The sequence below is a fragment of the Microbulbifer variabilis genome (assembly GCF_023716485.1).
GTDB lineage: Bacteria > Pseudomonadota > Gammaproteobacteria > Pseudomonadales > Cellvibrionaceae > Microbulbifer > Microbulbifer variabilis_B.
This window is the reverse complement of the sequence record NZ_CP092418.1, coordinates 1155281-1177375: the sequence shown is the minus strand read 5'-3', so window position 1 is coordinate 1177375 and position 22095 is coordinate 1155281. Positions and strand designations below refer to the sequence as shown.

The window sequence follows — 22095 nt, the reverse complement described above, 5'->3', positions numbered from 1 at the left end:
GTCAGATTTTAAGGAAAGCGAAAAATGCAGTTCTCCGCAAAGGTCTCGGATATCTCCAAACAGCGCGCAGCCTGTTCCGTTATTTCAGCTGATGCTAAAAATGGCTTAAGCCCCAGCGGTAAAAACCTCGATCAACTCGCAAAAGGAACCATTGGCAAAATTCTCAAGCGCGGCGACCTGGGCGTAAAACCCGGCAGCACCCAGTTAATCGACCTGCTGGACGGACCCAGTGAGCGTGTGCTGGTAGTTCGCACCGGCAAGGGAGACATCAGCCAGGCAGAGTTCCGCAAGCTGGCCAGCGCCAGTGCCGCAGTGGTGAAAAAGTTCAAAGACGCTACCAGCTACCTGTGCGAGCTCGAAGTAAAAGGGGCTGATAAAACCTGGCAGGCCCAGCAGATTGCGCTGGCCACAGGTCTGGCCACCTACCGCTTCACCCAGTGCCTCACTGATGCCAAACCCTACCCTCTCACCAAGTTCACCCTGCATGCCATTGATCGCAAGCAGCTAAAAACCATCCAAAAAGGGATGGAGATTGGTGCCGGCCAAGCACTGGGAAGCAATGTAGCACGGGAACTGGGTGATCTGCCTGGCAATATCTGTACACCCAACTATCTGGCAGCTCAGGCCCGTACACTGGCCAAAAAACACACAAAGCTCTCCACAACTGTGCTCGACGAGAAAAAAATGAAAGCGCTTGGAATGGGCGCACTTCTCAGCGTAGCAAAAGGCAGTGACCAGCCCCCCGCCCTGATCGCCATGAACTACAAGGGTGGTAAAACCAGTGAAAAACCCATTGTGTTGGTGGGCAAAGGCATTACCTTCGATAGCGGTGGTATCAGTATCAAGCCCGGCCAGGCTATGGATGAAATGAAATACGATATGGGCGGTGCGGCCTGTGTTTTCGGTGTGATGAACGCCCTGGTGGAGCTGCAACCATCTATCAATGTGGTGGGCCTGGTCGCCGCCGCAGAAAATATGCCCAGCGGCCGCGCCAGCAAGCCCGGTGATATCGTCACCTCCATGTCCGGAAAGACTATCGAGATTCTGAACACCGATGCCGAAGGCCGCCTGGTACTTTGCGACGCACTTACCTATGCCAGCAAGTACAAGCCCCGCGCGGTCATCGATATCGCCACTCTCACCGGTGCCTGTGTAATCGCTCTCGGCCACCACGCCACTGGCCTCTATGCCAATAACGAAGAACTCGCCCAAGACTTGCTCAAGGCCGGCGAAACCAGTGGCGACCGCGCCTGGCAAATGCCGCTTTGGGATGAGTACCAGCCCGCCCTGGACTCCAACTTTGCCGATATGCAAAACATCGGCGGCCGCGATGCCGGCTCTGTAACCGCCGCCTGTTTCTTGTCCCGCTTTGCCGAAGAGTACACTTGGGCACATATGGATATCGCCGGTAGCGCGTGGAAATCCGGTGCCGCCAAAGGGGCCACCGGACGTCCGGTACCGCTACTGGTGGAATACCTGCTGGGAAAATAACTGGCAAAAGCGCACAATAGCCGCCCCCGAGCGGCAGCCGTAACGGCCCCTCGCGGGCCGTTGTCGTCTCTGTACAAATAAAAGCCAGCATGACCCGTATCGACTTTTACATCCTATCCTCCGATCAGCCCCAGCAAGCGGATATCTTCGCCTGTCGCCTGGCGGAAAAGGCCTATCGCAACGGTCTTCGGGTTCTGCTTGCCGTGGATAATCAGGAACGTGCCGAGCAACTCAACCAGCTGTTGTGGACCTTCCGTGAAGACAGTTTCCTGCCCCATGCCAACCAAGCGAATGGCGAGCAGGCAGCCATCGAAATCAACTGCGGTGAAGATCCGCAGGCACACCACGGCCTACTGATCAACCTGTGCAGCAAAGTCCCCAACTGGTTCAGCCGCTTCGAACGTCTCGCCGAGATCGTCGTTCAAGAAGCCAATGCCCTGCAACGCTCACGATCGCGATTTGGTCACTTCCGTGATCGCGGATATCCGTTACAATCCCATAAGATCAACCAGAGCATGTAATCACTAACTACCGCCATGTCCGGTCGAAAGAACAAGCACAAGCAGCGCGGACAACCACGCAAACCTTCCAGCGAGCTGCTCGATGAGCTGAACTCACTGCACGACCTACTCAACAGTGACGATCTCGATGAAATCCCACTGCTCAACCAGGTAGCAGGCCAAGTAACGGGGAAGGATGAGCCAAAAACCCTAACCGCTGCGCCTCCTACAGAGCCTCCATTGTTATCCACCGAGCCAGAAGCTCCACTCCCCTCCCCAATGGATGACGCCTTAGAAGAGGAACTGCTGCAGCAGGAGGACCTGCCCATATTATTTTCCCCAATCGAGGAGACACTGGGTGAAGAACATAAAGTGCAGTTGGCCGAATCGGATCTAGCCCTATTGCGCCCCTTACAAAACCTGCCTGGCAAAACAACGGCAGAACCCCAAGTGCAGGCTTCCCAGGAAGCGTCAGCCCATGACCATGATGACCAGCCTGGCAATAACGCTCAATCGAATAGTGAGGGGACTGACACGGATCGTACAACCGCAACGGATACAGCTGCGGAGGCTCCCGTACCAGCACCCGACAACCCCTTCTTGCCAGCCCATATTCGCTCGCGGCTTACCGGGGGGCGTATTCCATCCCATGAAAGGCAGCCCCAAACCAAACCCGAGACCATCGAAACCGCCAGTGCGGGTACCCGCACCCAGGCACTGGTGATGGCCCAGGCGATCGCAGAGCGGGAGGGCCCCACAGAAAAATTGGAGCCCTCAGAGAAAGAGCGCCAGCGCAGCGACCTGATTGAAGAATTGGTAGCCCAACAGCTTCCTCAACTGGAAAAACAGCTGCGTGCCCAGATAGAAAAAGTGGTCGACGAACTAGAGATCTGGGACTGAGTGCGATTTAGCCCCAAAGCTGCCTTTTGCCCACCCTACCCCCGGCGGTATAATTGCCGCCTTTTCCGCGCAGCCCGAGCAAGCACCAGACTATCCTGAGCCAAAATGCTGCGCCCGCAGTCAGTTAACACAAGGTTTCCCACCCGCATGGACAAAACATACCAGCCCAACGCCATCGAACAGCAGTGGTACAAAACCTGGGAGGAGAACGGCTACTTCAAGCCTTCCGGCGATACAGAAGCCAAGCCCTACTCCATTATGATCCCGCCGCCGAACGTCACCGGCAGCCTGCATATGGGCCACGGTTTCCAGGAGTCCATCATGGATGCCCTGATTCGCTACCACCGCATGCAGGGAGACAACACCCTGTGGCAAGTGGGCACCGACCATGCCGGTATCGCCACCCAGATGGTGGTAGAGCGCCTGCTGGGCGCCGAAGGCGTATCCCGCCACGACCTGGGCCGCGACAAGTTTATTGAGAAAGTCTGGGAGTGGAAGGAAGAGTCCGGCGGCACCATTACCCGCCAGCTGCGCCGCCTGGGCGCCAGCCCCGACTGGTCCCGCGAACGCTTCACCATGGACGACGGCTTCTACAAAGCGGTGCAGGAAGTCTTTATCAAACTCTATGAAGACGGCCTGATTTATCGCGGCAAGCGCCTGGTGAACTGGGACCCGAAATTCCACACTGCAATCTCAGACCTGGAAGTATTAAACGAAGAGAAGCAGGGCCACCTGTGGCACTTCCGCTACCCACTCTCCGATGGCTCCGGCCACTTGGTAGTTGCCACTACCCGCCCGGAAACCATGCTCGGCGATACCGCCGTAGCCGTACACCCGGAAGACGAGCGCTACCAGCAGCTGATTGGCAAAACCATCAAGCTGCCACTGACCGACCGCGAAATCCCGATTATTGCCGACGAATACGTCGATCGTGAATTCGGCACCGGCTGTGTAAAAATCACCCCGGCCCACGACTTCAACGACTACGAGATGGGCCAGCGCCACAACCTCGAGATGATCAACATCCTCGATGCCGACGCCCACCTGAACGACGCAGTGCCGGAAAAATACCGAGGCATGGAGCGCTTTGCCGCGCGCACCCAGATTGTCGACGACCTGGACGCCCTCGGCCTGCTGGAAAAAGTTGAGCCCCACACCCTCAAGGTACCTCACGGAGACCGCTCCGGTGCCGTGATCGAGCCCTGGCTCACCGATCAATGGTACGTAAAAACCCAGCCCCTAGCCGATGAAGCCATCGCCGCCGTTGAAGATGGCCGCGTTGAGTTCGTACCGAAAAACTACGAAAACATGTATTTCTCCTGGATGCGCGACATCCAGGACTGGTGTATTTCCCGCCAGCTGTGGTGGGGCCACCGCATCCCCGCCTGGTACGACAACGACGGCAATGTCTATGTTGGCCGCAGCGAAGAGGAAGTGCGCGAGAAGCACAACCTGGGCACCGATATCAGCCTGCGCCAGGACGACGACGTACTCGACACCTGGTTCTCCTCCGGCCTGTGGACCTTCGGTACCCTGGGCTGGCCAGAAGATACCGAAGAGCTAAAAGCCTTCCACCCCAGCTCCGTACTGGTTACCGGCTTCGATATTATTTTCTTCTGGGTCGCCCGCATGATGATGCTGACCCTCTACTTCAAGAAGGAAGTACCTTTTAACACCGTGTACGTGCACGGCCTGGTGCGCGACAACCACGGCCAGAAGATGTCCAAATCCAAGGGCAACGTGATCGATCCCATCGACCTGATCGACGGTATCGACCTGGAGACCCTGGTAGAGAAGCGCACCTCTGGTCTGATGCAACCGCACCTGCGCGAGAAAATCGAAAAGCAAACCCGCAAGGACTTCCCCGAAGGTTTCTCTGCTTTTGGTACCGATGCCCTGCGCTACACCTACTACTCCCTGGCATCCACCGGCCGCGACATCAAGTTTGATGTGGGCCGTATCGAAGGCTTCCGTAATTTCTGTAACAAGATCTGGAATGCCTCCCGCTACGTTCTGCAAAACTGTGAAGGACAGGACTGTGGCCAGGACAATAGTAGCGACTATGAACTGACCATCGCCGACCGCTGGATTATTTCCCAGCTGCAGCGCACCGAAATCACCGTACGCGAAGCCATGGACACCTACCGCTTCGACCTCGCCTCACAGGCCCTGTACGACTTTATCTGGAGCGAGTACTGCAGCTGGTACCTGGAGCTGTCCAAACCGGTACTGTGGGACGACAACGCCTCCGACGCGGTGAAGAAAGGAACCCGCCGTACCCTGATCCGCGTACTCGAAACCATTTTGCGTCTGGCCCACCCGCTGATGCCGTTTATCACTGAAGAAATCTGGCAGCGTGTAAAAACCCTCGCCGGCTCCAACGGTGACACCATTATGCTGCAGCAGTACCCGGAAGCCGATAGCAGCAAGATCGACGAGGAAGCGGAAGCGGCTGTTGCCTGGTTGAAGCAGGTTATTGAAGGCGTGCGTAATATTCGCGGTGAAATGAATATTTCCCCGGCGAAGAAAATCCCACTGATTCTGCGCGGCGGTTCCAGCCGTGACCAAGAACTGCTGGAACAAGCCCGCAGCCTGCTGATCAAACTGGCGAGCCTAGAAGAAATCACCTGGCTGAAAAGTGGAGAAGCTGCACCCGCCTCCGCCACTGCCCTGGTAGGCGATATGGAATTGCTGGTACCCATGGCCGGCCTGATCGACGTTAAAGCCGAAAGCGCCCGTCTACAAAAAGAGATTGATAAACTTTCCAAAGAACTCGCACGAGTTGAAGGCAAACTCAACAATCCCAAGTTTGTAGACAAAGCCCCCGAAGCCGTTGTTGCCAAGGAGAAGGACAAGCTTGCAGAAATGAAAGGTGCTCACGAGCGTTTGCAACAGCAACTTGAGGAAATCAGCAACCTTTAATGGTTCTGGTAATCTGCTCCATTAAAGAGCGGATCTGATTTAAAAAAGGGGGCTCTGCCCCCTTTTCTTTTTGTGATATAAATCAAGCAACCCCCTCTTGCCCTAGTGCCTTTCGATTTTCTATCAACTTCAGAACCTGAGTATGTACGTAATATACCCGCATCGTCCATGGGTTTGTCAGCTCCAAAATCAGCTTTACCGAAGTGATATACGACCTAAAGCACGTTAAAACGCTTTAAGTACCGCTCAATTTTGCAACCCTCCTAAGTAACTAATAAGGAATCAACATGATTTCCGATTGGTTTGGCTGTTATTTTTTATAAAGATCATGAATGATTGAAAGCTATAGGCATAACCGTGAGTTGGAGAAAGTCTATTCATTGGGGGTAGTGGCCAAAGTGACATTTCTGCATTCCTTCATTAGATTGATTCCAGGAGCGCAATCATGATAATAGTGGTCAGAATAATTACTATATAAATGTTAAGTTAATATAAGCCATGGAAGTAACAAATACTTTTAAACACATAAATACTTCAAATATCGAATCTAACGTTGTATCAGGGATGGAGGATATTGATGAGGCGAGGAAGTATTCTGCAATCTTGAGCATGTATTCCTTCGTGGTTCAGTTTGCAGTAAAAACTCATGATGAGGGGCTTTCCGATTTAGAAAGGGGAAAGTTTTCTCAAATGCAAGGGCAAGCTGAAACTAAGTTGGCATCTTCACTTAGTGAGCTCGGCCGGAATAATGCAAAAAATCAAGCCAGCATTGTTCGGGCTGCATTTCTTGCCGGGTTTGTTGTAGGCTCTTTAGTGCTCGCATTAGCTATCTATCTAATTGGTTGAGTAGTGTAAATCACTTAACAAGTCAATTAACTACGCGCCTTCGGCGCCGGACAGCCAAAAGTGTGGCTTCGCCACTGGCTGCCGATTATTGAGGCGTTATGCATCGGATAAATTAATTTCATGAAAGTTGTAGCATTTGGCCCAGAACACACAAAAGACAAATATGAAAGCGATATTTTCAAAGTTATTGATGATGAAAATGGTTTAACAATTACTGTAGATACGGTTGATGTAAAGGGAAGCCGTATGTACCTTATTGTAAATTTTGAATTCGTTCGCGGTTATCGCTATCTAGATGAGGGCGATCTAATGTGCTACTGGGAAAGTGGCGCTTTTACTCCACCTGTTCACGTCTTTCAAGTTTTGACTGGGGGTTGGAGCAATGGAGAAGCTTGCGAGCCTGATATGCTAAATGTAAGTAAAGCTATAGAAATTAAAGAGTGGTTTGTAGGTACTACAAATGGTTGTATTTCTATACTTTCCGATGCAATTCCAACGATCAAGAGCAAAAATGCATAACAAATGCCGGCACGATCGTAAATGCTATGTATTTACTGGATCTTCGGCCCCTCGCGCCTCCGGCCCGTGCGGCAAGCGTTAACCCTATCGCCCGGCGGACTGAACACGCCAACGCGCGCCCTTGCTTAGGGCGCTCCGTAATCTCAACCAACTCCATCCCCCAGCACCCTCTCCTTTTGCAAACGTCTATAGATTTCCTCACGGTGAACGGGTAGAGATTTGGGGGCACGTATGCCTATCCTTACCTGATTACCCTTAACTTCCAATACCGTAATTGAGACGCACGCTCCAATCCGCAAGTTTTCACCCGTTCGGCGCTTTAAGATCAACATATTTGTTTCCTATTCGTACTCAAACCATGCGTAGACCTCCCTTAATGGAAGGATTTGAAAGTAACTTTTAAGGAAGTATCAGGTGGGGCGCGAGAACGGTAGGCATAGAGGTAGAAAAGGCAGACGCAACGCTTCCAGAGCCAAGGGACACGCCCCAAACTACTGAATGGACTCCACTTTATTGAAGACGAGCGGGTTTCTAGCGTATGATCCATATAGCCATTTTGATAGTCTAGTTATCAATTTGGTTAGCTGGCCCCAGGTGTTAGCGCACCTTGGGTCAGCGCCTTTTACTTACTCTTACGTCACGCTACCGTTCTCCTTTGAGGGAATGGTTCTTTTAGAAAATTCTTGGGTTTCTTGAAGCTCTTTGGGCATCGGCCTTTAGAAGGCTGCTTAATGACGCCCCAAATACCGATAAATATCCACCGATTTTACGCAGCTTTGACACTAAAACAAACTGAATAAAATCCAATAAGATTGTTTTTGTGCCTATATTTTTGGTTTCTTACGCTTTGAAAATTTCGGTTGCGTTTAGACTGGTACTCATCTCGGCCTTTCGCTTTGGAACCCAGAAGCAATAGATCATCAATAACAGCCTCACCTTGCTGCTTTTATATACACCCTGTTGTTTTTCTGTGCGCCCTATTTCGAAGATCAAAAGCAGCAAAATATCGGGATATAATACAGACGCAATATATTCACTAGAGTATTTTTCCACCGGTGCAGGCTAACATACTGATTGTATGTTTTTTCTGGCTAGAGGGTTTTTCTCCTCTTGAAATATATTGACTGGTGATATAATGCGACTGCTTTTGAATACACTGCTATAATCCTTAAAAGGAGTTTTCATGAAGCTTATATCAGTAGAAATCGAAAATATACGCTGCTACAAAGACCGCGTTAAGGTTCAGATAGATGACCTTACTACTTTTATTGGCAAAAACGATATAGGAAAGTCTACGGTATTAGAAGCTTTAGAGATCTTCTTCAACAATGATACAGTAAAGATTAGCCAAGATGATGCAAACATCTCTAACGATGATAAAGTGGTTTGTATCACCTGTGAATTCACGAAGCTTCCAGACAGAATAATCCTTAATAGTGGGCATGAAACTACACTAGGAAACGAATATTTATTGACACCTGAGTCAACCTTAAAAATCAAAAAGGTCTTTGATTGTGGAAAGAAAACGCCAAGCTGTGATGTTTTTATTATTGCTCACCACCCTACAGCTGCTGGCATAAACAGCTTACTTGAACTTAAAGAAAAAGATCTTCAGAAAATAATAAAAGATCAGGGCATTGATAGCGCTCTTAAAGGCAACCCTCTAATGCGAAAAGCTATATGGGAAAATGCTGAAAACTTGGAACTTCAAGAGATAGAGATACCGGTAACAAAACCTAAAGAAGACAGCAAAAGAATCTGGGAGCAACTTGATAAGTATTTGCCTTTGTTTGCCCTGTTTCAAAGTGATAGGAGTAGTAAAGATTCAGATGGAGAAGTTCAAGACCCTATGAAGGCAGCTGTTGCTACTGCAATAGCCGAAGTTAAGGATGATATTGAACGAATTCAGAAAAGAGTAAAAGTAAGGACGGAAGAGATTGCCAGCAATACTCATGAAGCACTTAAAACCATAGATAAAACTCTTGCATCAGAACTAGTTCCCGATTTTACTCCTCCGTCTCCAGCGAAATGGACAGGCTTATTTTCCGTAAGCCTTAGCACGGATGGTATACCATTAAATAAACGTGGAAGCGGTGTGCGCCGATTGGTCTTAGTTAGTTTCTTTAAGGCTGAAGCAGAAAGGCTCCTCACTCAAGGTAGCAAAAAAGGAATTATTTACGCTGTAGAGGACCCTGAAACCGCTCAACATCCCAACAATCAAAAGATACTTCAACAGGCTTTTTCAGATCTTGCGAGTGAACATAATTGTCAGGTAATACTTACGACTCATAACCCTGGATTTGCTAGTGATCTTCCAATAGAAGGTATTCGTTTCGTTACACGAGATGAAAATGCCAAACCTTGCATAGAAAGTGGAGTAGATGTACTCGGAAAAGTAGCAGAAACTCTTGGAGTGACGCCAGATAGCCGAGTTAAGTTAATTTGCTGTGTTGAAGGCCCAACAGACGTCAAAGCATTAAAAGCGTTAAGCCGCGCATTACATCTAGAAGACAATTCGATTCCTGATTTAACTACTGATGAAAGAGTCGCTTTCGTTGTTCTAGGCGGTGGCAATTTAAAACATTGGGTGAACGATAATTATCTAAAAGGTTTCGGACGACCTGAAATACACATCTACGATGCTGATGTGTCTAGTTATGTTGGTGTAATTGAGCAAGTTAATGCGCGTGGCGACGGTTCAATTGGTTTCATTACACAAAAACATGAAATCGAGAGTTACCTGCACTCAGATGTAATAAAAGAGGCTTTTGATGTAGATGTTGTTGTAACAGATCAACCTAATGAGGATGGAAAAGCAACGCCTAAGGTTTTCGCAGAAGCATATTCAGCTGCACAAGAATATGATGGTGTTATGAAAGACAGTAATGCCAAAATACGCCTTGCAGAAAAAGCTTTTCCACTTATGACTGCGAATCTGATTCATGAAAGAGACCCTAACGGAGAAGTGAAAGAGTGGTTCGCTACAATGGCTGGTTTTCTAAACTAGTGTAGCGGGTTATAACAAGTCAAAGAACGCTGGCGCAGCATTGCTACGCCGGTGCTTGAGACGTTAACTCTAAGGAAAGATTTCGAGAATATAACGTTAAACGAAATTACCATTAGTATTCAAAGTTTCGACCGCGATTCATTATTATCTGATTGGTCATGGCTCATCGGAAAAACTAAACTTCCGGTTCTTGCGACTGCAATGGGAGATGTATTCGTGCAGGATATACACTCTAGTATTGTAAGTAATGGAGAAGAATCCCAAAGATTGCTAGCTCAAAAAGAGTTTATTCTTGAGAATATTTCGGTTCAAGTTATCGGAGAGCTTCGAGCTTCTGGGAATATTTTTGAGCCAAATAATGTCTATAGCTTTAAGACGCCTCCTATATTAGGTGGGTAATTCAGCTTAGATAATTTAGAACAAACCGATTTCAGTGTGCATCTTTCCTTTACTGGCCAGGTTTTCAATCACTTAAAAGATGTATCAGAAGGTACCAAAATAGATTCCATCAAATTATAAACGTGCAAATAGTTGGAATGGGTTAAATCGGGTATCCGGTAGCATCTAGCTACCGGCCTCCACACCACCCATCGTACGTGTCCGCAATGGGAGGTTCCCTATCCGTAATGGACCTCTACCTAACGATAGTATCGAGCAGCTCTTCTTTTGAGTTGAATGTCATGGCAGTGAGCTACCTCAACTTTATCCGACTGGAAACAGATCGGCAGGCTAGCCCTGTCTTTTAACTCGTGGATTTTGGGTTCAGGTCTTCACCCTATCCAAGGTATTAATCTTGGCATTTGGCTACTATGCCGTCGGCTGGTTTCTGTTTAATCAGCTTGGCCATTACTGACCGAGGTGCTACTGTACTCCATCACTTTCATCTACCCCCGTGATGGTCGCTAGCGGTTGGGTCTACTTATGAGTTAGCGGCCACACTGACAGCTTCACAGCAGCAAGCTGAACAGATCTCCCCAGATAAGAACGTGAACTTTCACTACACAACTGCATCATTGACCCTACCCTTAGAACACCTCGTTTCGGTGTCCCACCAGGCTAAGCCTTATAGGATATTACTGTTCGCCAGCTCATAGTCTTGCTAGCAGCTTCCTCCCCACAAAACCTCACTGTGTAGCAGTTGCCATTCGCTGATAGTTACCATTTAATGGCGCCCATTAAATGGTGATCCTCCTACAAGGGACTTTCACCCCATTAGTCCACACCCATGCTGGGCGTACCAAGGGCCAGCACAATCGCCAGATGCGAAAAGCTCATTCGGCTGGACTCGCACACTGCGTTCTGCTCGCTTGTTTGGCCGGTGTTATAAGCCTAAGACATTATGAACACTAGATATTTAGATGAAGGGTTTCCTCTTTTACATTGGGCAACAGAAGTTGAAGCTGTGTGCCCTAAGTGTAATGAGGTTGGAGTTTTCAGCGGAAATCCATACTGGAAAGATTGGCATGCTACATTCTTTTGTCACGGTTGTTCTCACTCATTACAAACAGATCGTGATGGCTGGCACGGACCTGTTCTAGGAATGGGGCGTCGTCCTTGTAGTACATGCGGTCATCAGTGGGTACGAGTAGAGAAAGTATTTGATGATGCGAGCAAAATAAATGGCGAGTCTACGAAATCTAAATGCCCCCAATGCAAATCAGAAAATGAAGTATCTTTAAAGTTCACTCGTACCGAACCGACTGATCATGCTATTGATCCTTTTTTTGGCTTAGAGCTAGCTTTAAAAGAAGATACTCGTCATGGCACTGTTTGGGCTTATGGGGCAACTCATTTGGAACAGCTCAAACTATATACCTCTGCTCAATTAAGAGAAGGGGATGGTACAAAATGGTCTTATTTCACGAGACATCCAAAGTGGTTGAAGACTTCGAAAAATAGGAAGATGGTTTTAAAGGCCATTTCTAAATTAGAGAAACGCCTTATAACAAACAAAGGCAGCGGATAAACCGCTGCTTTGGGCGTTCATAATGAGTCTCTACCCAGTGATAGTGTCCAGCAGCTCTTCACTTAAGTTGAGTGTCATGGCATTGCGCTACCTCAACTTTATCTAACGGGAAACATATCGGTAGGCTAGTCCTGTCTTTGAACTCATCGATTTTGGGTTCAGGCCTTCACCCTATCCAAGGTATTAATCTAGGCATTTGGCTACTATGCCGTCGGCTGACTTTTGTTTAATCACCTCGGTCATTAATGACCGAGGCACTGCTATGTCCCACCACTTTTGTCTATCCCCGCGATGATGGTTAGCGGGTTGGGCCTACTTATGAGTCAGCGACCACGCCAACAACTTCACAGCAGCAAGCTAAACAGATCTCCCCAGATAAGAACGTGAACTTTCACTACACAACTGCATCATTGACTCTACCCGCTTCGGTGCCCTTGGCCACCTCGCCTCTAGACCAAGCCATATAAGATACTTCTGTTCACCAGCTCGTAGTTTTGCTAGCGAATTCCTCCCCACAAGACTCCACGGTATCATTCACTAGTAGTTAGCATTTAATGGAGCCCATTAAACGGTGATCTTCCTACAGGGGACTTTCACCCCATTAGTTCACGCTCATGCTGGGCGTATCAAGCGTAGGCAATCGACCTCAGGCAACTGCCACCTTTTGTGCGGTGGAGCTACACAAAAAATGGCATTTACCTCCGGTGGCTGCTGCCGGCGTTATGGGGCCTTACTATCAAGAGTAAATTTATAGAATGATAGATTCAAAAAAATATGTATCTATAGCCATTCAGGAATTAAGGCAGCCTACATTTGAGATTACGAAGCAATACCTTCAAGTTATGGAGGTTGAGCTTGAAAACGAAGTTCCTCGTGTAGCGAGGATTGATTTAGACCATATCAATGACTCTATTGCCGTTTATTTTTTCATAAAGGAAGAGCAATTTTTTATCGTAGTAAACCTTTCTAAAGGGGATACTCCACAAGTGGAGTGGGTATGGATTGAGTCTGGTCACCGGGTATATTTAACAGCTACATCGGAAGCATTGGGATACGATGAGTTGTCGAGCTACCTTCCATATAATTCCCTAACTGGCTGGTCTAAAGGTGATATTGATAAAAGTGGAAAGAGAGTATACAAATTTTCGAGAGTTTCTTACGAGCCGGTCGTAAATGAAGCATATGGTCTTGAGGAGAAGCTGCTTAATTTACTTATAGATTTAGAAAGGTCATCAGGGGCGATTCGCAAGTTAGTTGAAAATTCAAAAGCCTATATTTCTATCTGTAGGCATCAATATATAAGCGCAAATGCGGGTATTCACCTGGATCTAGAAATATTACATCGACTCAGCTCGCTAAACTTGGAGCTAGATGTTGATACTTATATAACTGGAAATGAAATCGAGTAGGAGATGCCCCATAAATCGGGTAGCCGGTAGTTTCTAGCTACCGGCCCCCACACCACCCATCATGCAGGTCCACAATAGGTGGCTCCCTACCCTTTATACATATCTACCTAACGATAGTGTCGAACAGCTCTTCATTTGAGTTGAGTTCATGGCGGTGCGCTACATTAATTTTATATCCGACTGGCATCATATCCGTAGGCTAGCCCCGTCTTTTAACTCATGGATTTAGGGTTCAGGCCTTCACCCTATCCAAGGTATTAACCTTGGCATTAGGCTACTATGCCGTCAGCTGACTTCTGTTTAATCACCTTGATCATTACTGAACGAAGCGCTGCTGTGTTTCACCGCTGTTTCTCACCCCCGCAATGGTGGCTAGCGGATTGAGCCTACTAATAAGTCAGCGGTCACGCTGACAGCTTCAAAGCAGCAAGCTAAACAGATCTCCCCAGATAAGAACGTGAACTTTCACTACACAGCTGCATCATTGACTCTACCCACTAGATCACCCGGCTTCGGTGCCCTTGGCCACCTCGCCTCCAGGCTAACTCTTATGAGATGTTTCTGTTCGTCAGATCGCAGTTTTGCTAGCGACTTCCTCCCCACAAAACCTCTCAGTGTTGAAGTTGCCATTCGCTAGCAGTTAGCATTTAATGAAACCCATTAAACGGTGATCCTCCTACAGGGGACTTTCACCCCATTAGTCCTCGCCCATACTGGGCGTACCAAGTACAAGTAGGTTGCTACGGGCCTTTGGCCCTTCGCGGAACGGCCTACGCTGCGCCCCATCCACCCCTGTTGTAGTCGCTATGAGTAAGAGCATGGAATTCAGATACTTTAGAGATCCAGAAGGGTTTGCACTTCTAGTAGACAGCCCGCAACCTTGTTCTGTCTGTAGCAAAGTAGGAGTTTGGTTTGATACTGGCGGCTACCCTGGTATCAATGAAATTGACTGTATTTGCGAAGATTGTCTCAAGTCTGGAAAGTTAATCGACTTAGAAATAGAAGCAAACCAATTCTACGACGATGATTCGGAAGAGTCGGTCACTCTAATGTATAAGACTCCAGCGTTACCCACTTGGCAGGAAACTGCATGGCCTTTAGTAAACGGCGAGTTTCCTGTGTTCGAGAGAATTGCATCTAAGCAAGATTTCGAAAGTAAGGACGATTTTTTGAAGTCATTTTCAGGGGAAGGTCAGGAAGTGTCAGAGATCGAATGGCTGTGGGATAGACTACCAGAAAAGAAATTGAACAGTTACAAAGATGCCGGTGATGTCTCGGTTTACCTATTTACATTGGAAGGCAATAAATACTGGGTGTGGGATGCAAACTAAAATTCATAACAAAAACAGCCTAGGCGACGCCAAAAAGCGGCCCGCTTGCTGTTGACGTTAGGTATTGATGGGTATGCTCATAAAAAGAATTTATATAATGTCACTTGAACATCCTGGGCCCGGATTTAACGGGACCTTGGGGCGAGTCGGTCAAAAAGCTAATCTTCTGGATCTAGAAATGTTTGTGAGAGGCTATGAGTCATGCTTACTAGATACTTATGGTGAGAAAAGAGCTGAAGATGAGTGGCTAGATTTTATTGAATACTTGCGGCATGAAGGGTTATTTCCTACAGAAGGGTGGGCAGCGAAAATCAGTCAGCACAACCAATATAGTGAAGACTGTTTTGAGTACTTTCGTGAACTTCTCCATAAGTACCTTGTGTTGCGAATGCCCGATTGGTTTATTGAGTTCAACTGCTCAGCTCAGCCTAGCCCATGGCATAATGTCAATGGTCCTCGCAGTCAAGATATACGTCTAAAAAAACATATAGAGGCCGTGAAAAATGCCTAAATTGGGTAGCCGGTGGTTTCTAGCCACCGACCCCCACACACACCATCGTGCGGATCTGCAATGGGCGGTTACTATCCGTAATCTCTGCCCAACGATAGTGTCGAGCAGCGCTTCACTTGAGTTGAGTGTCATGGCTGTGCGCCACTTCTGAATCAGCGGCCACGCCGACAACTTCACAGCAGCAGGCTAAACAGATCTCCCAAGATAAGAGCGTGGCCTTTTACTACACAACTGCATCATTGACTCTACCCGTTAGATCATCCGGCTTCGGTGTCCTTGGCCACCTCGCCTCCAGGCTAAGTCTTCTAGGATATTTCGGTCCGTCAGCTCGTAGTCTTACCAGCGGCTTCCTCCCCACAAGACCTCACAGTATTGCAGTTGCCAATCGCTAGTAGTTAGCATTTAATGGAACCCGTTAAATGATGATCCTCCTACATGGGACTTTCACTCCAATTAGTCCACACCCATGTTGGGCTCATCAAGTAAAGGCACCCGATGTCAAAACCGCTGCTTCGCTCTGGTTTTGACATCGGGTGCTTTAGGCGTTAGAGGTAAGGAGTTTCAAATGAGGGCCATTTTATTAATAACCGTTCTTTTTCTTGGTGCTTGCGAAGTATCCACTTCAAAGAATTATACTATTCAAGTTGAGGGAGGCCAGAATCATGAGGAGAACCTCAAGGCCGCCCCTGTCATAGCAAACCTTGTCTGGAATGGCAATTTACATCATCAAATTCAAAAAGAAGTTGTAGAGCTCCAAGATCAAGATTTAAGTAATCTTTTAGGTCTTCGCTACAAAAATGTGTCTTTTAGTTCTGGTGAAAAAGGCGTTTTTATTCAATGCATATTTAAATCTTCATTCAATGACGAGGTGGGCGATAAAGTAATTGAGATTTGTAGAAAAGAAGTGGAAGCTCAAATTGCTGACCACTTCACTTCCAATAAGTCAAATCATTCGGACGCCACTGTCACGACGCCCGGTGTTTGAGACGTTATGACTTGACCAATGATACAATTTATTAAAACCAAAGACTTGGATAAATCTGCAAAACTTACTCTTGCCAACATGCAGGAGTACTATGACATGTATGGCGTAGACTGGACTTTATCAGATGTACGCAGTGCAATTGAAAATCTTGAGAATTATGATGTAGTGAATGATGATGGAGTTTTTGGGATTGTTAGACTCTCATTTGAAAACAATCGCTGTCAACTACGAGATATTCAAGTTGTATCTAATCAACAAAACAAAGGGTTAGGCGCTTTAGTTATCTCTAAAGTAACCGAGCTTGCAAGGCAAAAAAATCTAGGGTTCATTGATCTACGAGTATTTAAACGTAGTCCAGCATATAGACTTTATGGTCGCCTAGGGTTTGTCATAGAAAACGAAGATGATAAATTTTACCAAATGACGCTTACAGTCATATAAATCGGGTAGCCGGTGGTTTCTAGCCACCGGCCCCCACACCCGCCATTGTGCGGACCTGCAATGGGCGGTTCCTATCCGTAATCTCTACCCAACGATAGTGTCGAGCAGCGCTTCACTTGAGTTGAGTGTCATGGCAGTGCGCTACTTCTGAATCAGCGACCACGCTGACAGCTTCACAGCAGCAAGCTAAACAGATCTCCCCAGATAAGAACGTGAACTCTCAATACACAACTGAATCATTGACTCTAGCCGCTAGACCACCCGGCTTCGCTGTCCCTGGCCACCTCGCCTCCAGGCTAAGCCTTATAGGATGTTTCTATTTTCCAGCGCGTAGTTTTGCTAGCCGCTTCCCCCCACAAGACCTCTCAGTATTGCAGTTGCCATTCGCCAGTAGTTAGCATTTAATGAAATTCATTAAATGGTGATCTTCCTATAGGGGACTTTCACCCATTAGTCCGCGTCCATGCTGGGCGTACCAAGTACAAGCAGGTTGCTGCGGGATTTTGGCCCTTCGCAAGACGGCCTACGCTACGCTCCAGCCATCCCTTTTGTGGTCGTTATAACCAAGGATAGATATGGAAAATAATAAGATATTTCTAACAATCAACAGAGTTAACTCAATACTCTTTCTACTCTTATTGATTGCTTCATTAATTGGGGCTTTTTTTATCTTTCAAGAGATAACGAAAAACACAAGGAGAAATGCGATAGAAATCGCAACTCCTGACAAAGAAACTAAAGAAATAATCGAGCTTTCAGATGTAGAAACAATTCGAGACAAAGGAATCCAGTATATACGTGTCTATTCAAAGCGTGACGGTGTTTTAAAGTCTGGGGGATATAGCCGAACCCTTCGAAACCTGCTTTTCTTAAGTCAAATCGGAGAGGAACCTACATGGTTACTTCCGGATAATAGCTCTCAAATTATTAATCATCGCATTCTTAGAACATATGATGATCAAACAAATGAATCGACATCCGACTACATATATGTGGAGATTAGCCCTAAATCTGAAGGGGTAAGCGCTTGTGTCAGCGCCACCGATGGAACAACCCTTGAGTGCCTTGATACTGGATTAAACAAAATCATCCAGTACGAGTATTTCTCAGATAAACAGACGTTGGGCTTGCTTGTTCAAGTGTCAGATGAACTTCGCTACAAAGTTTTTGACCTTGTCTCGAAGAAGCTAGAGTCTGACAAATTTGTGATAAAGCTATAAATCGGGTAGCCGGTAGTTTCTAGCTATCGGCCCCCACACCACCCATCGTGCGGGTTCGCAATGGGCGGTTCCCTATCCGTAATGAATCTCTACCCAACGATAGTGTCGAGCAGCGCTTCATTTGAGCTGAGTGTCATGGCAGTGCGGTACTTCTGAGTCACCGATCACTCTGACAGCTCCACAGCAGCAGGCTAAACAGATTTCCCCAGATAAGAACGTGAACTTTTACTACATAACGGTATTATTGACTCTACCCGCTTCGGTGTCCTTGGCCACCTCGCCTCCAGGCCAAGCCATATAAGATGCTTCTGTTCGCCAGCTCGTAGTTTTGTTAGCGACTTCCTCCCCACAAGACCCCACGGTATTGCAGTTGCCATTCGCTGGTAGTTAGCATTTAATGGCGCCCATTAAACGGTGATCTTCCTACAGGGGACTTTCACCCCATTAGTTCACGTCCATGCTGGGTGTGCCAAATTTAGGCAAGTGGACAAATTACTACGCCTTCGATTTCGTAATTTGCCGTTGCTAAAGGCGTTATGTGGGGCTAAACCGAGGTCTCATTGAGAGATGTGGCGTAATTGACATTAGCTTAAAGAATCATCCTGACACTCACTGTAGTGCTACGACAAATTTACCAGATACAATAAGTTGTTTTTATGCAGCCTTTTAATACTCAATTTACCTTATCTAGAGATTACCTAGCCGAATGCTATGATCAGTCTCTACCCCATGGGAGAAATGTCAAGCCCAATTATCTTCTTCCTACATTATTATTATCTTCTGGTGCGGGATTACTATTATTTACTGAGCAACCTAAGATCGCAAGTTGCACGTTAATTGCATTAGGCGTGCTGGAACTGATTCACATTCGATATCGACGAGCTTGGTGGTTAGCACGGCAGATGCTTGGGAAAAGTGCCGGTAGTGAGGTGAAATTAACCATAGATAAGGATGGAATCCAGACACAGAATCCTTATACGATAACAGCTCTGTTGTGGGCAGATATCGAGCGTATTATTGAAACCGATTTAGGGCTTATTTTGGTGGCTAAATCTGGGGGGCAGCAGTACTTGTCTAAATCGTTATTACCTCCTGAATTAATTAATGAGATAGTTACCAAGATTAAGGGTAAACATTGATTTCAATAAAAATTAAAGTCGTGCCTAGCGCAGCAAGGCGAGGCAGTTTTTTCCGACCCTACGGGCCTCCACCAGATAGTTTTCTTTGTGTAATTCTTGGAAAAATCATGCGAAATTCAATGTTATTAATTTTGGCTCTATTCTCGGCACCCGTGTTATCAAAGGAAGATTGCGGGCCAGAATCTATCGGCTTAGAGAAGTCTTCAAATGTTGCCGAGAAACTGTATTACACAGGTACATGCCATTATCGAAATGAAGATTATGAACTATCAGCTAGGTCTTGGGAAGAGCTATCTAATCTGAAAAAGGTTGATCCAGAGTTTCAGGGCTTACAAGTCGATGTACTAAATAATCTAGGGTACTTAACGTTCTTTGGTTTCGGAATTAAGCAAAATCAACAACTAGCGGTTTCGTATTGGGTAAAAGCTGTGTCTCTTGGTCATTATGAATCTGAGTATCATTTATGTCATGCCTATGCTGACAAAGAGCAATCAACCTATAACCTTGCTAAGGCAAGGAAGCATTGTGAAAAGGCGTTGCTGATATACAAGGGGATGGAAAATCCCGACAAGGATATAATGTCAACGCTTAAAAAATATAATGCTCAAGTAAATGGGTAAAAGTGCATAAACCGGGTAGCCGGTAGTTTCTAGCTTCCGATCGTCACACCATCCATCGTTTGGGTCCGCAATGGGTGGTTCCCTATCCGTTCTGAATCTCTACCCAACAATAGTGTCGAGTAGCTCTTCACTTGAGTAGAGTATCATGGCAGTGCGCTACTTCCGAGTCAGCGGCCACGCAGACAGCTTCACAGCAGTAAGCTAAACAGGCCTTCCCAGACAAGAACCTGAAGTTTCACTATACAACCGCGTCATTGACTCTACCTATTAGATCACTTAGCTTCAGAGTCCTTGACCACCTCACCTCCAGACTAAGCCTTATAGGATGTTTCTGTTCGTCAGCTCGTAGTTTTGCCAGGAGCTCCCTCCCCCATAAGACTTTCTGGTGTTGCAGTTGCCATTCGCGAGTAGTTAACATTTAATGGCGACCACTAAATGATGATTTCCCTGTAGGGGACTTTCACCCCATTAGTTCACGCCCATGCTCGCGGCATTATGCGTCATTAAACACAGGGTATTGATTGAAGAATGAGTAAAGAACAACCAAATAATCCGCTACATGGTATTACTCTTGAGAAAGTTGTTACACGTTTGCAGGAGCATTATGGCTGGGATGGTTTGGCAGATAGGATTAATATCAATTGCTTTAAGAGCGACCCATCAATTAAGTCTTCGCTCAAGTTTTTACGTAAAACCCAGTGGGCGCGAGATAAAGTCGAGAATCTGTATATCTCAACTTTTGAAAACAAATCTCCGTGGGCTAATCGTAAATAAGCACTATTTGGTAACCACATAGATGTCGCTGTGATTAGGCAGGAACAGGCACATAAATCGGGTAGCAGGTAGTTTCTAGCTACCGGCCCCCACACCACCCATCGTGCCAATCTGCAATGGCAGGCTCCCTATCCGTTGAATCCCTACCCAACAGCAGCTCTTCATTTGAGTAGAGTATCATGGCAGTACGCTACTTATGAGTCAGCGCCACGCTGGCAGCTTCACAACAGCCAGTTAAACTGATCTCCCCAGATAAGAACGTGACCTTTCACTACTCAGCTGCATCATTGACTCTACCCTTTGACCACTCCGTTTCGGTGCCCCTCCAGGCTAAGCCTTATAGGATGTTTCTATTCGCCAGCTCGTAGTCTTGCTAGCGGCTTCTTCCCCACAAGATCTCTCAGTGTTGCAGTTGCCATTCTTTAGTAGTTAGCATTTAATGGCGCCCATTAAATGGTGACTTTCCTACACGGGACTTTCACCCCATTAGTTCACGCCCATACTAGGCGTACCAAGTTACTCAAGTACACTCCGTTCCGCTTCCACGGGACAGCCTACACTGAGTTTCAGCTGCCTATTAGCAAGGGTTTAGAGTACACAAGGATAAGTATGATTACTCGTAATACAATAAAATTCAAAGTAACTGAATTACCGATTTCTGATGTTGTTACAAAATTTGGCGGTCAGCCTAATTGGCTTGAGGAAGCTCAATGGCCAATAAGCTCTGAAATGGATTCTCCCATGCGCTTTATTTGTCAGATCAAACTTACAAATGATCTATTTCCAGGCTGTGAGGGAAAAGTGGCCTATATCTTCATGACAGATGATGATGAGTACGTTGATGGAACATGGGAGCCAGATGGTGGCGAGAATGCAGTAATTATTCAACCGGGTGGTAAGCCTCAAATTAAGGTACGAAATATCACCACTGGACCAACTTTACAGGACTATGTTGAAGTAAAGGGGAAAACTGGTCTTTACCCAATAGATATCGAATTAGCTGTTGATCTTTCAGCCTCAAAAGACCCAGAGTTCATTCCAGAAGCAGAACGCTTTGATCTAGCTGACGAGGACTATGAAAAATACTGTAATAAGCTGGGAGGAAATAAAATTGGTGGGACACCCAGCTTTCTTCAAGGTGACGAATTTCCCGGAAATACGGACGACTGGTCACTTCTTATGCAGCTAGATTCGTGTGAAGTTCCATTTAGTATCAATTTTGGAGACTCCGGTGTTTCATACGCATTCATAAATAAAGAGGGAACGATTGGTAAGTTCCTCTGGCAATGTTGTTGAGTAGCTCAAAATCGTGTAGCCGGCAATTTATAGTTACCGGCTACTACACCAGTCATCGCGGGGTACGTAATCAGCCGTTCCCTATCCATGTACTTAACGATAGTCTCGAACCGGTTAGGCTTATATATGAGTCTGTTACCGCCCTGACAACTTCACTGTAGTAAATTAAACAGACTTCCCCAGTTAAGAGCATGAACTTTCACTACACAATTGCATCT

General features: G+C 46.8%; 20 protein-coding genes. 19 read left to right on the top strand and 1 reads right to left on the bottom strand.

What is annotated here, in order from left to right:
- The first annotated feature begins 24 nt into the window (after window positions 1–24).
- The 6 genes from MJO52_RS05150 (at window position 25) to MJO52_RS05125 (ending at window position 7178) form a co-directional block, all read left to right on the top strand.
- The gene (locus MJO52_RS05150; RefSeq protein ID WP_252084877.1) at window positions 25–1491 is read left to right on the top strand and encodes a leucyl aminopeptidase; all 1467 of its coding nucleotides are present in this window, start codon (window positions 25–27) and stop codon (window positions 1489–1491) included.
- Window positions 1492–1580: 89 nt separating this feature from the next.
- The gene (locus MJO52_RS05145; protein ID WP_252084876.1) at window positions 1581–2012 is read left to right on the top strand and encodes a DNA polymerase III subunit chi; all 432 of its coding nucleotides are present in this window, start codon (window positions 1581–1583) and stop codon (window positions 2010–2012) included.
- Window positions 2013–2027: 15 nt separating this feature from the next.
- The gene (locus tag MJO52_RS05140) at window positions 2028–2891 is read left to right on the top strand and encodes a hypothetical protein (RefSeq protein WP_252084875.1); all 864 of its coding nucleotides are present in this window, start codon (window positions 2028–2030) and stop codon (window positions 2889–2891) included.
- 147 nt (window positions 2892–3038) lie between these two features.
- Complete coding sequence (locus MJO52_RS05135; protein ID WP_252084874.1) at window positions 3039–5813, top strand: valine--tRNA ligase; 2775 nt, start codon at window positions 3039–3041, stop codon at window positions 5811–5813.
- 498 nt (window positions 5814–6311) lie between these two features.
- Complete coding sequence (locus MJO52_RS05130) at window positions 6312–6659, top strand: hypothetical protein (RefSeq protein WP_252084873.1); 348 nt, start codon at window positions 6312–6314, stop codon at window positions 6657–6659.
- Window positions 6660–6779: 120 nt separating this feature from the next.
- Window positions 6780–7178 carry a hypothetical protein gene (locus tag MJO52_RS05125; protein WP_252084872.1) on the top strand — a complete coding sequence of 133 codons (399 nt, stop codon included), beginning with the start codon at window positions 6780–6782 and terminating at the stop codon, window positions 7176–7178.
- A 143-nt stretch (window positions 7179–7321) separates the two neighbouring features.
- Here the strand turns inward: MJO52_RS05125 and csrA are convergent, their stop codons facing one another.
- Complete coding sequence (gene csrA / locus MJO52_RS05120) at window positions 7322–7510, bottom strand: carbon storage regulator CsrA (protein WP_252084871.1); 189 nt, start codon at window positions 7508–7510, stop codon at window positions 7322–7324.
- 851 nt (window positions 7511–8361) lie between these two features.
- Between csrA and MJO52_RS05115 the strand changes: the two genes are divergently transcribed.
- The 13 genes from MJO52_RS05115 (at window position 8362) to MJO52_RS05055 (ending at window position 21877) form a co-directional block, all read left to right on the top strand.
- A complete protein-coding gene (locus MJO52_RS05115; RefSeq protein ID WP_252084870.1) occupies window positions 8362–10185 on the top strand; it encodes an ATP-binding protein in 1824 nt (607 codons plus the stop codon).
- 51 nt (window positions 10186–10236) lie between these two features.
- Window positions 10237–10584 carry a hypothetical protein gene (locus MJO52_RS05110; protein WP_252084869.1) on the top strand — a complete coding sequence of 116 codons (348 nt, stop codon included), beginning with the start codon at window positions 10237–10239 and terminating at the stop codon, window positions 10582–10584.
- Between the two features lie 940 nt (window positions 10585–11524).
- Complete coding sequence (locus tag MJO52_RS05105; RefSeq protein ID WP_252084868.1) at window positions 11525–12151, top strand: hypothetical protein; 627 nt, start codon at window positions 11525–11527, stop codon at window positions 12149–12151.
- Between the two features lie 755 nt (window positions 12152–12906).
- A complete protein-coding gene (locus MJO52_RS05100) occupies window positions 12907–13560 on the top strand; it encodes a DUF4279 domain-containing protein (protein WP_252084867.1) in 654 nt (217 codons plus the stop codon).
- Between the two features lie 818 nt (window positions 13561–14378).
- Window positions 14379–14891 carry a CbrC family protein gene (locus MJO52_RS05095; RefSeq protein ID WP_252084866.1) on the top strand — a complete coding sequence of 171 codons (513 nt, stop codon included), beginning with the start codon at window positions 14379–14381 and terminating at the stop codon, window positions 14889–14891.
- A 97-nt stretch (window positions 14892–14988) separates the two neighbouring features.
- Complete coding sequence (locus MJO52_RS05090) at window positions 14989–15402, top strand: hypothetical protein (protein ID WP_252084865.1); 414 nt, start codon at window positions 14989–14991, stop codon at window positions 15400–15402.
- A 565-nt stretch (window positions 15403–15967) separates the two neighbouring features.
- Entirely contained in the window at window positions 15968–16387 is a 420-nt protein-coding gene (locus MJO52_RS05085) for a hypothetical protein (protein ID WP_252084864.1), read from the top strand.
- Between the two features lie 18 nt (window positions 16388–16405).
- Window positions 16406–16828 carry a GNAT family N-acetyltransferase gene (locus MJO52_RS05080; protein ID WP_252084863.1) on the top strand — a complete coding sequence of 141 codons (423 nt, stop codon included), beginning with the start codon at window positions 16406–16408 and terminating at the stop codon, window positions 16826–16828.
- Between the two features lie 575 nt (window positions 16829–17403).
- Window positions 17404–18048 (top strand): hypothetical protein, encoded by a 645-nt coding sequence (locus tag MJO52_RS05075; RefSeq protein WP_252084862.1) that lies wholly within the window; start codon window positions 17404–17406, stop codon window positions 18046–18048.
- A gap of 656 nt (window positions 18049–18704) precedes the next feature.
- A complete protein-coding gene (locus MJO52_RS05070; protein ID WP_252084861.1) occupies window positions 18705–19187 on the top strand; it encodes a YcxB family protein in 483 nt (160 codons plus the stop codon).
- Between the two features lie 107 nt (window positions 19188–19294).
- A complete protein-coding gene (locus tag MJO52_RS05065; RefSeq protein ID WP_252084860.1) occupies window positions 19295–19807 on the top strand; it encodes a sel1 repeat family protein in 513 nt (170 codons plus the stop codon).
- Between the two features lie 528 nt (window positions 19808–20335).
- Window positions 20336–20581 (top strand): VF530 family DNA-binding protein, encoded by a 246-nt coding sequence (locus tag MJO52_RS05060; RefSeq protein ID WP_252084859.1) that lies wholly within the window; start codon window positions 20336–20338, stop codon window positions 20579–20581.
- Between the two features lie 609 nt (window positions 20582–21190).
- On the top strand, window positions 21191–21877 hold the full coding sequence (locus MJO52_RS05055; protein ID WP_252084858.1) for a DUF1963 domain-containing protein: 687 nt from the start codon (window positions 21191–21193) through the stop codon (window positions 21875–21877).
- Window positions 21878–22095 lie beyond the last annotated feature (218 nt).

Bases quoted from the DNA above. Each gene is read 5' to 3' on its own strand.
- MJO52_RS05150 (WP_252084877.1), top strand. From the start codon at position 25: ATGCAGTTCTCCGCAAAGGTCTCGGATATCTCCAAACAGCGCGCAGCC.
- MJO52_RS05145 (WP_252084876.1), top strand. From the start codon at position 1,581: ATGACCCGTATCGACTTTTACATCCTATCCTCCGATCAGCCCCAGCAA.
- MJO52_RS05140 (WP_252084875.1), top strand. From the start codon at position 2,028: ATGTCCGGTCGAAAGAACAAGCACAAGCAGCGCGGACAACCACGCAAA.
- MJO52_RS05135 (WP_252084874.1), top strand. From the start codon at position 3,039: ATGGACAAAACATACCAGCCCAACGCCATCGAACAGCAGTGGTACAAA.
- MJO52_RS05130 (WP_252084873.1), top strand. From the start codon at position 6,312: ATGGAAGTAACAAATACTTTTAAACACATAAATACTTCAAATATCGAA.
- MJO52_RS05125 (WP_252084872.1), top strand. From the start codon at position 6,780: ATGAAAGTTGTAGCATTTGGCCCAGAACACACAAAAGACAAATATGAA.
- csrA (WP_252084871.1), bottom strand. From the start codon at position 7,510: ATGTTGATCTTAAAGCGCCGAACGGGTGAAAACTTGCGGATTGGAGCG.
- MJO52_RS05115 (WP_252084870.1), top strand. From the start codon at position 8,362: ATGAAGCTTATATCAGTAGAAATCGAAAATATACGCTGCTACAAAGAC.
- MJO52_RS05105 (WP_252084868.1), top strand. From the start codon at position 11,525: ATGAACACTAGATATTTAGATGAAGGGTTTCCTCTTTTACATTGGGCA.
- MJO52_RS05100 (WP_252084867.1), top strand. From the start codon at position 12,907: ATGATAGATTCAAAAAAATATGTATCTATAGCCATTCAGGAATTAAGG.
- MJO52_RS05095 (WP_252084866.1), top strand. From the start codon at position 14,379: ATGGAATTCAGATACTTTAGAGATCCAGAAGGGTTTGCACTTCTAGTA.
- MJO52_RS05090 (WP_252084865.1), top strand. From the start codon at position 14,989: ATGTCACTTGAACATCCTGGGCCCGGATTTAACGGGACCTTGGGGCGA.
- MJO52_RS05085 (WP_252084864.1), top strand. From the start codon at position 15,968: ATGAGGGCCATTTTATTAATAACCGTTCTTTTTCTTGGTGCTTGCGAA.
- MJO52_RS05080 (WP_252084863.1), top strand. From the start codon at position 16,406: ATGATACAATTTATTAAAACCAAAGACTTGGATAAATCTGCAAAACTT.
- MJO52_RS05075 (WP_252084862.1), top strand. From the start codon at position 17,404: ATGGAAAATAATAAGATATTTCTAACAATCAACAGAGTTAACTCAATA.
- MJO52_RS05070 (WP_252084861.1), top strand. From the start codon at position 18,705: ATGCAGCCTTTTAATACTCAATTTACCTTATCTAGAGATTACCTAGCC.
- MJO52_RS05065 (WP_252084860.1), top strand. From the start codon at position 19,295: ATGCGAAATTCAATGTTATTAATTTTGGCTCTATTCTCGGCACCCGTG.
- MJO52_RS05060 (WP_252084859.1), top strand. From the start codon at position 20,336: ATGAGTAAAGAACAACCAAATAATCCGCTACATGGTATTACTCTTGAG.
- MJO52_RS05055 (WP_252084858.1), top strand. From the start codon at position 21,191: ATGATTACTCGTAATACAATAAAATTCAAAGTAACTGAATTACCGATT.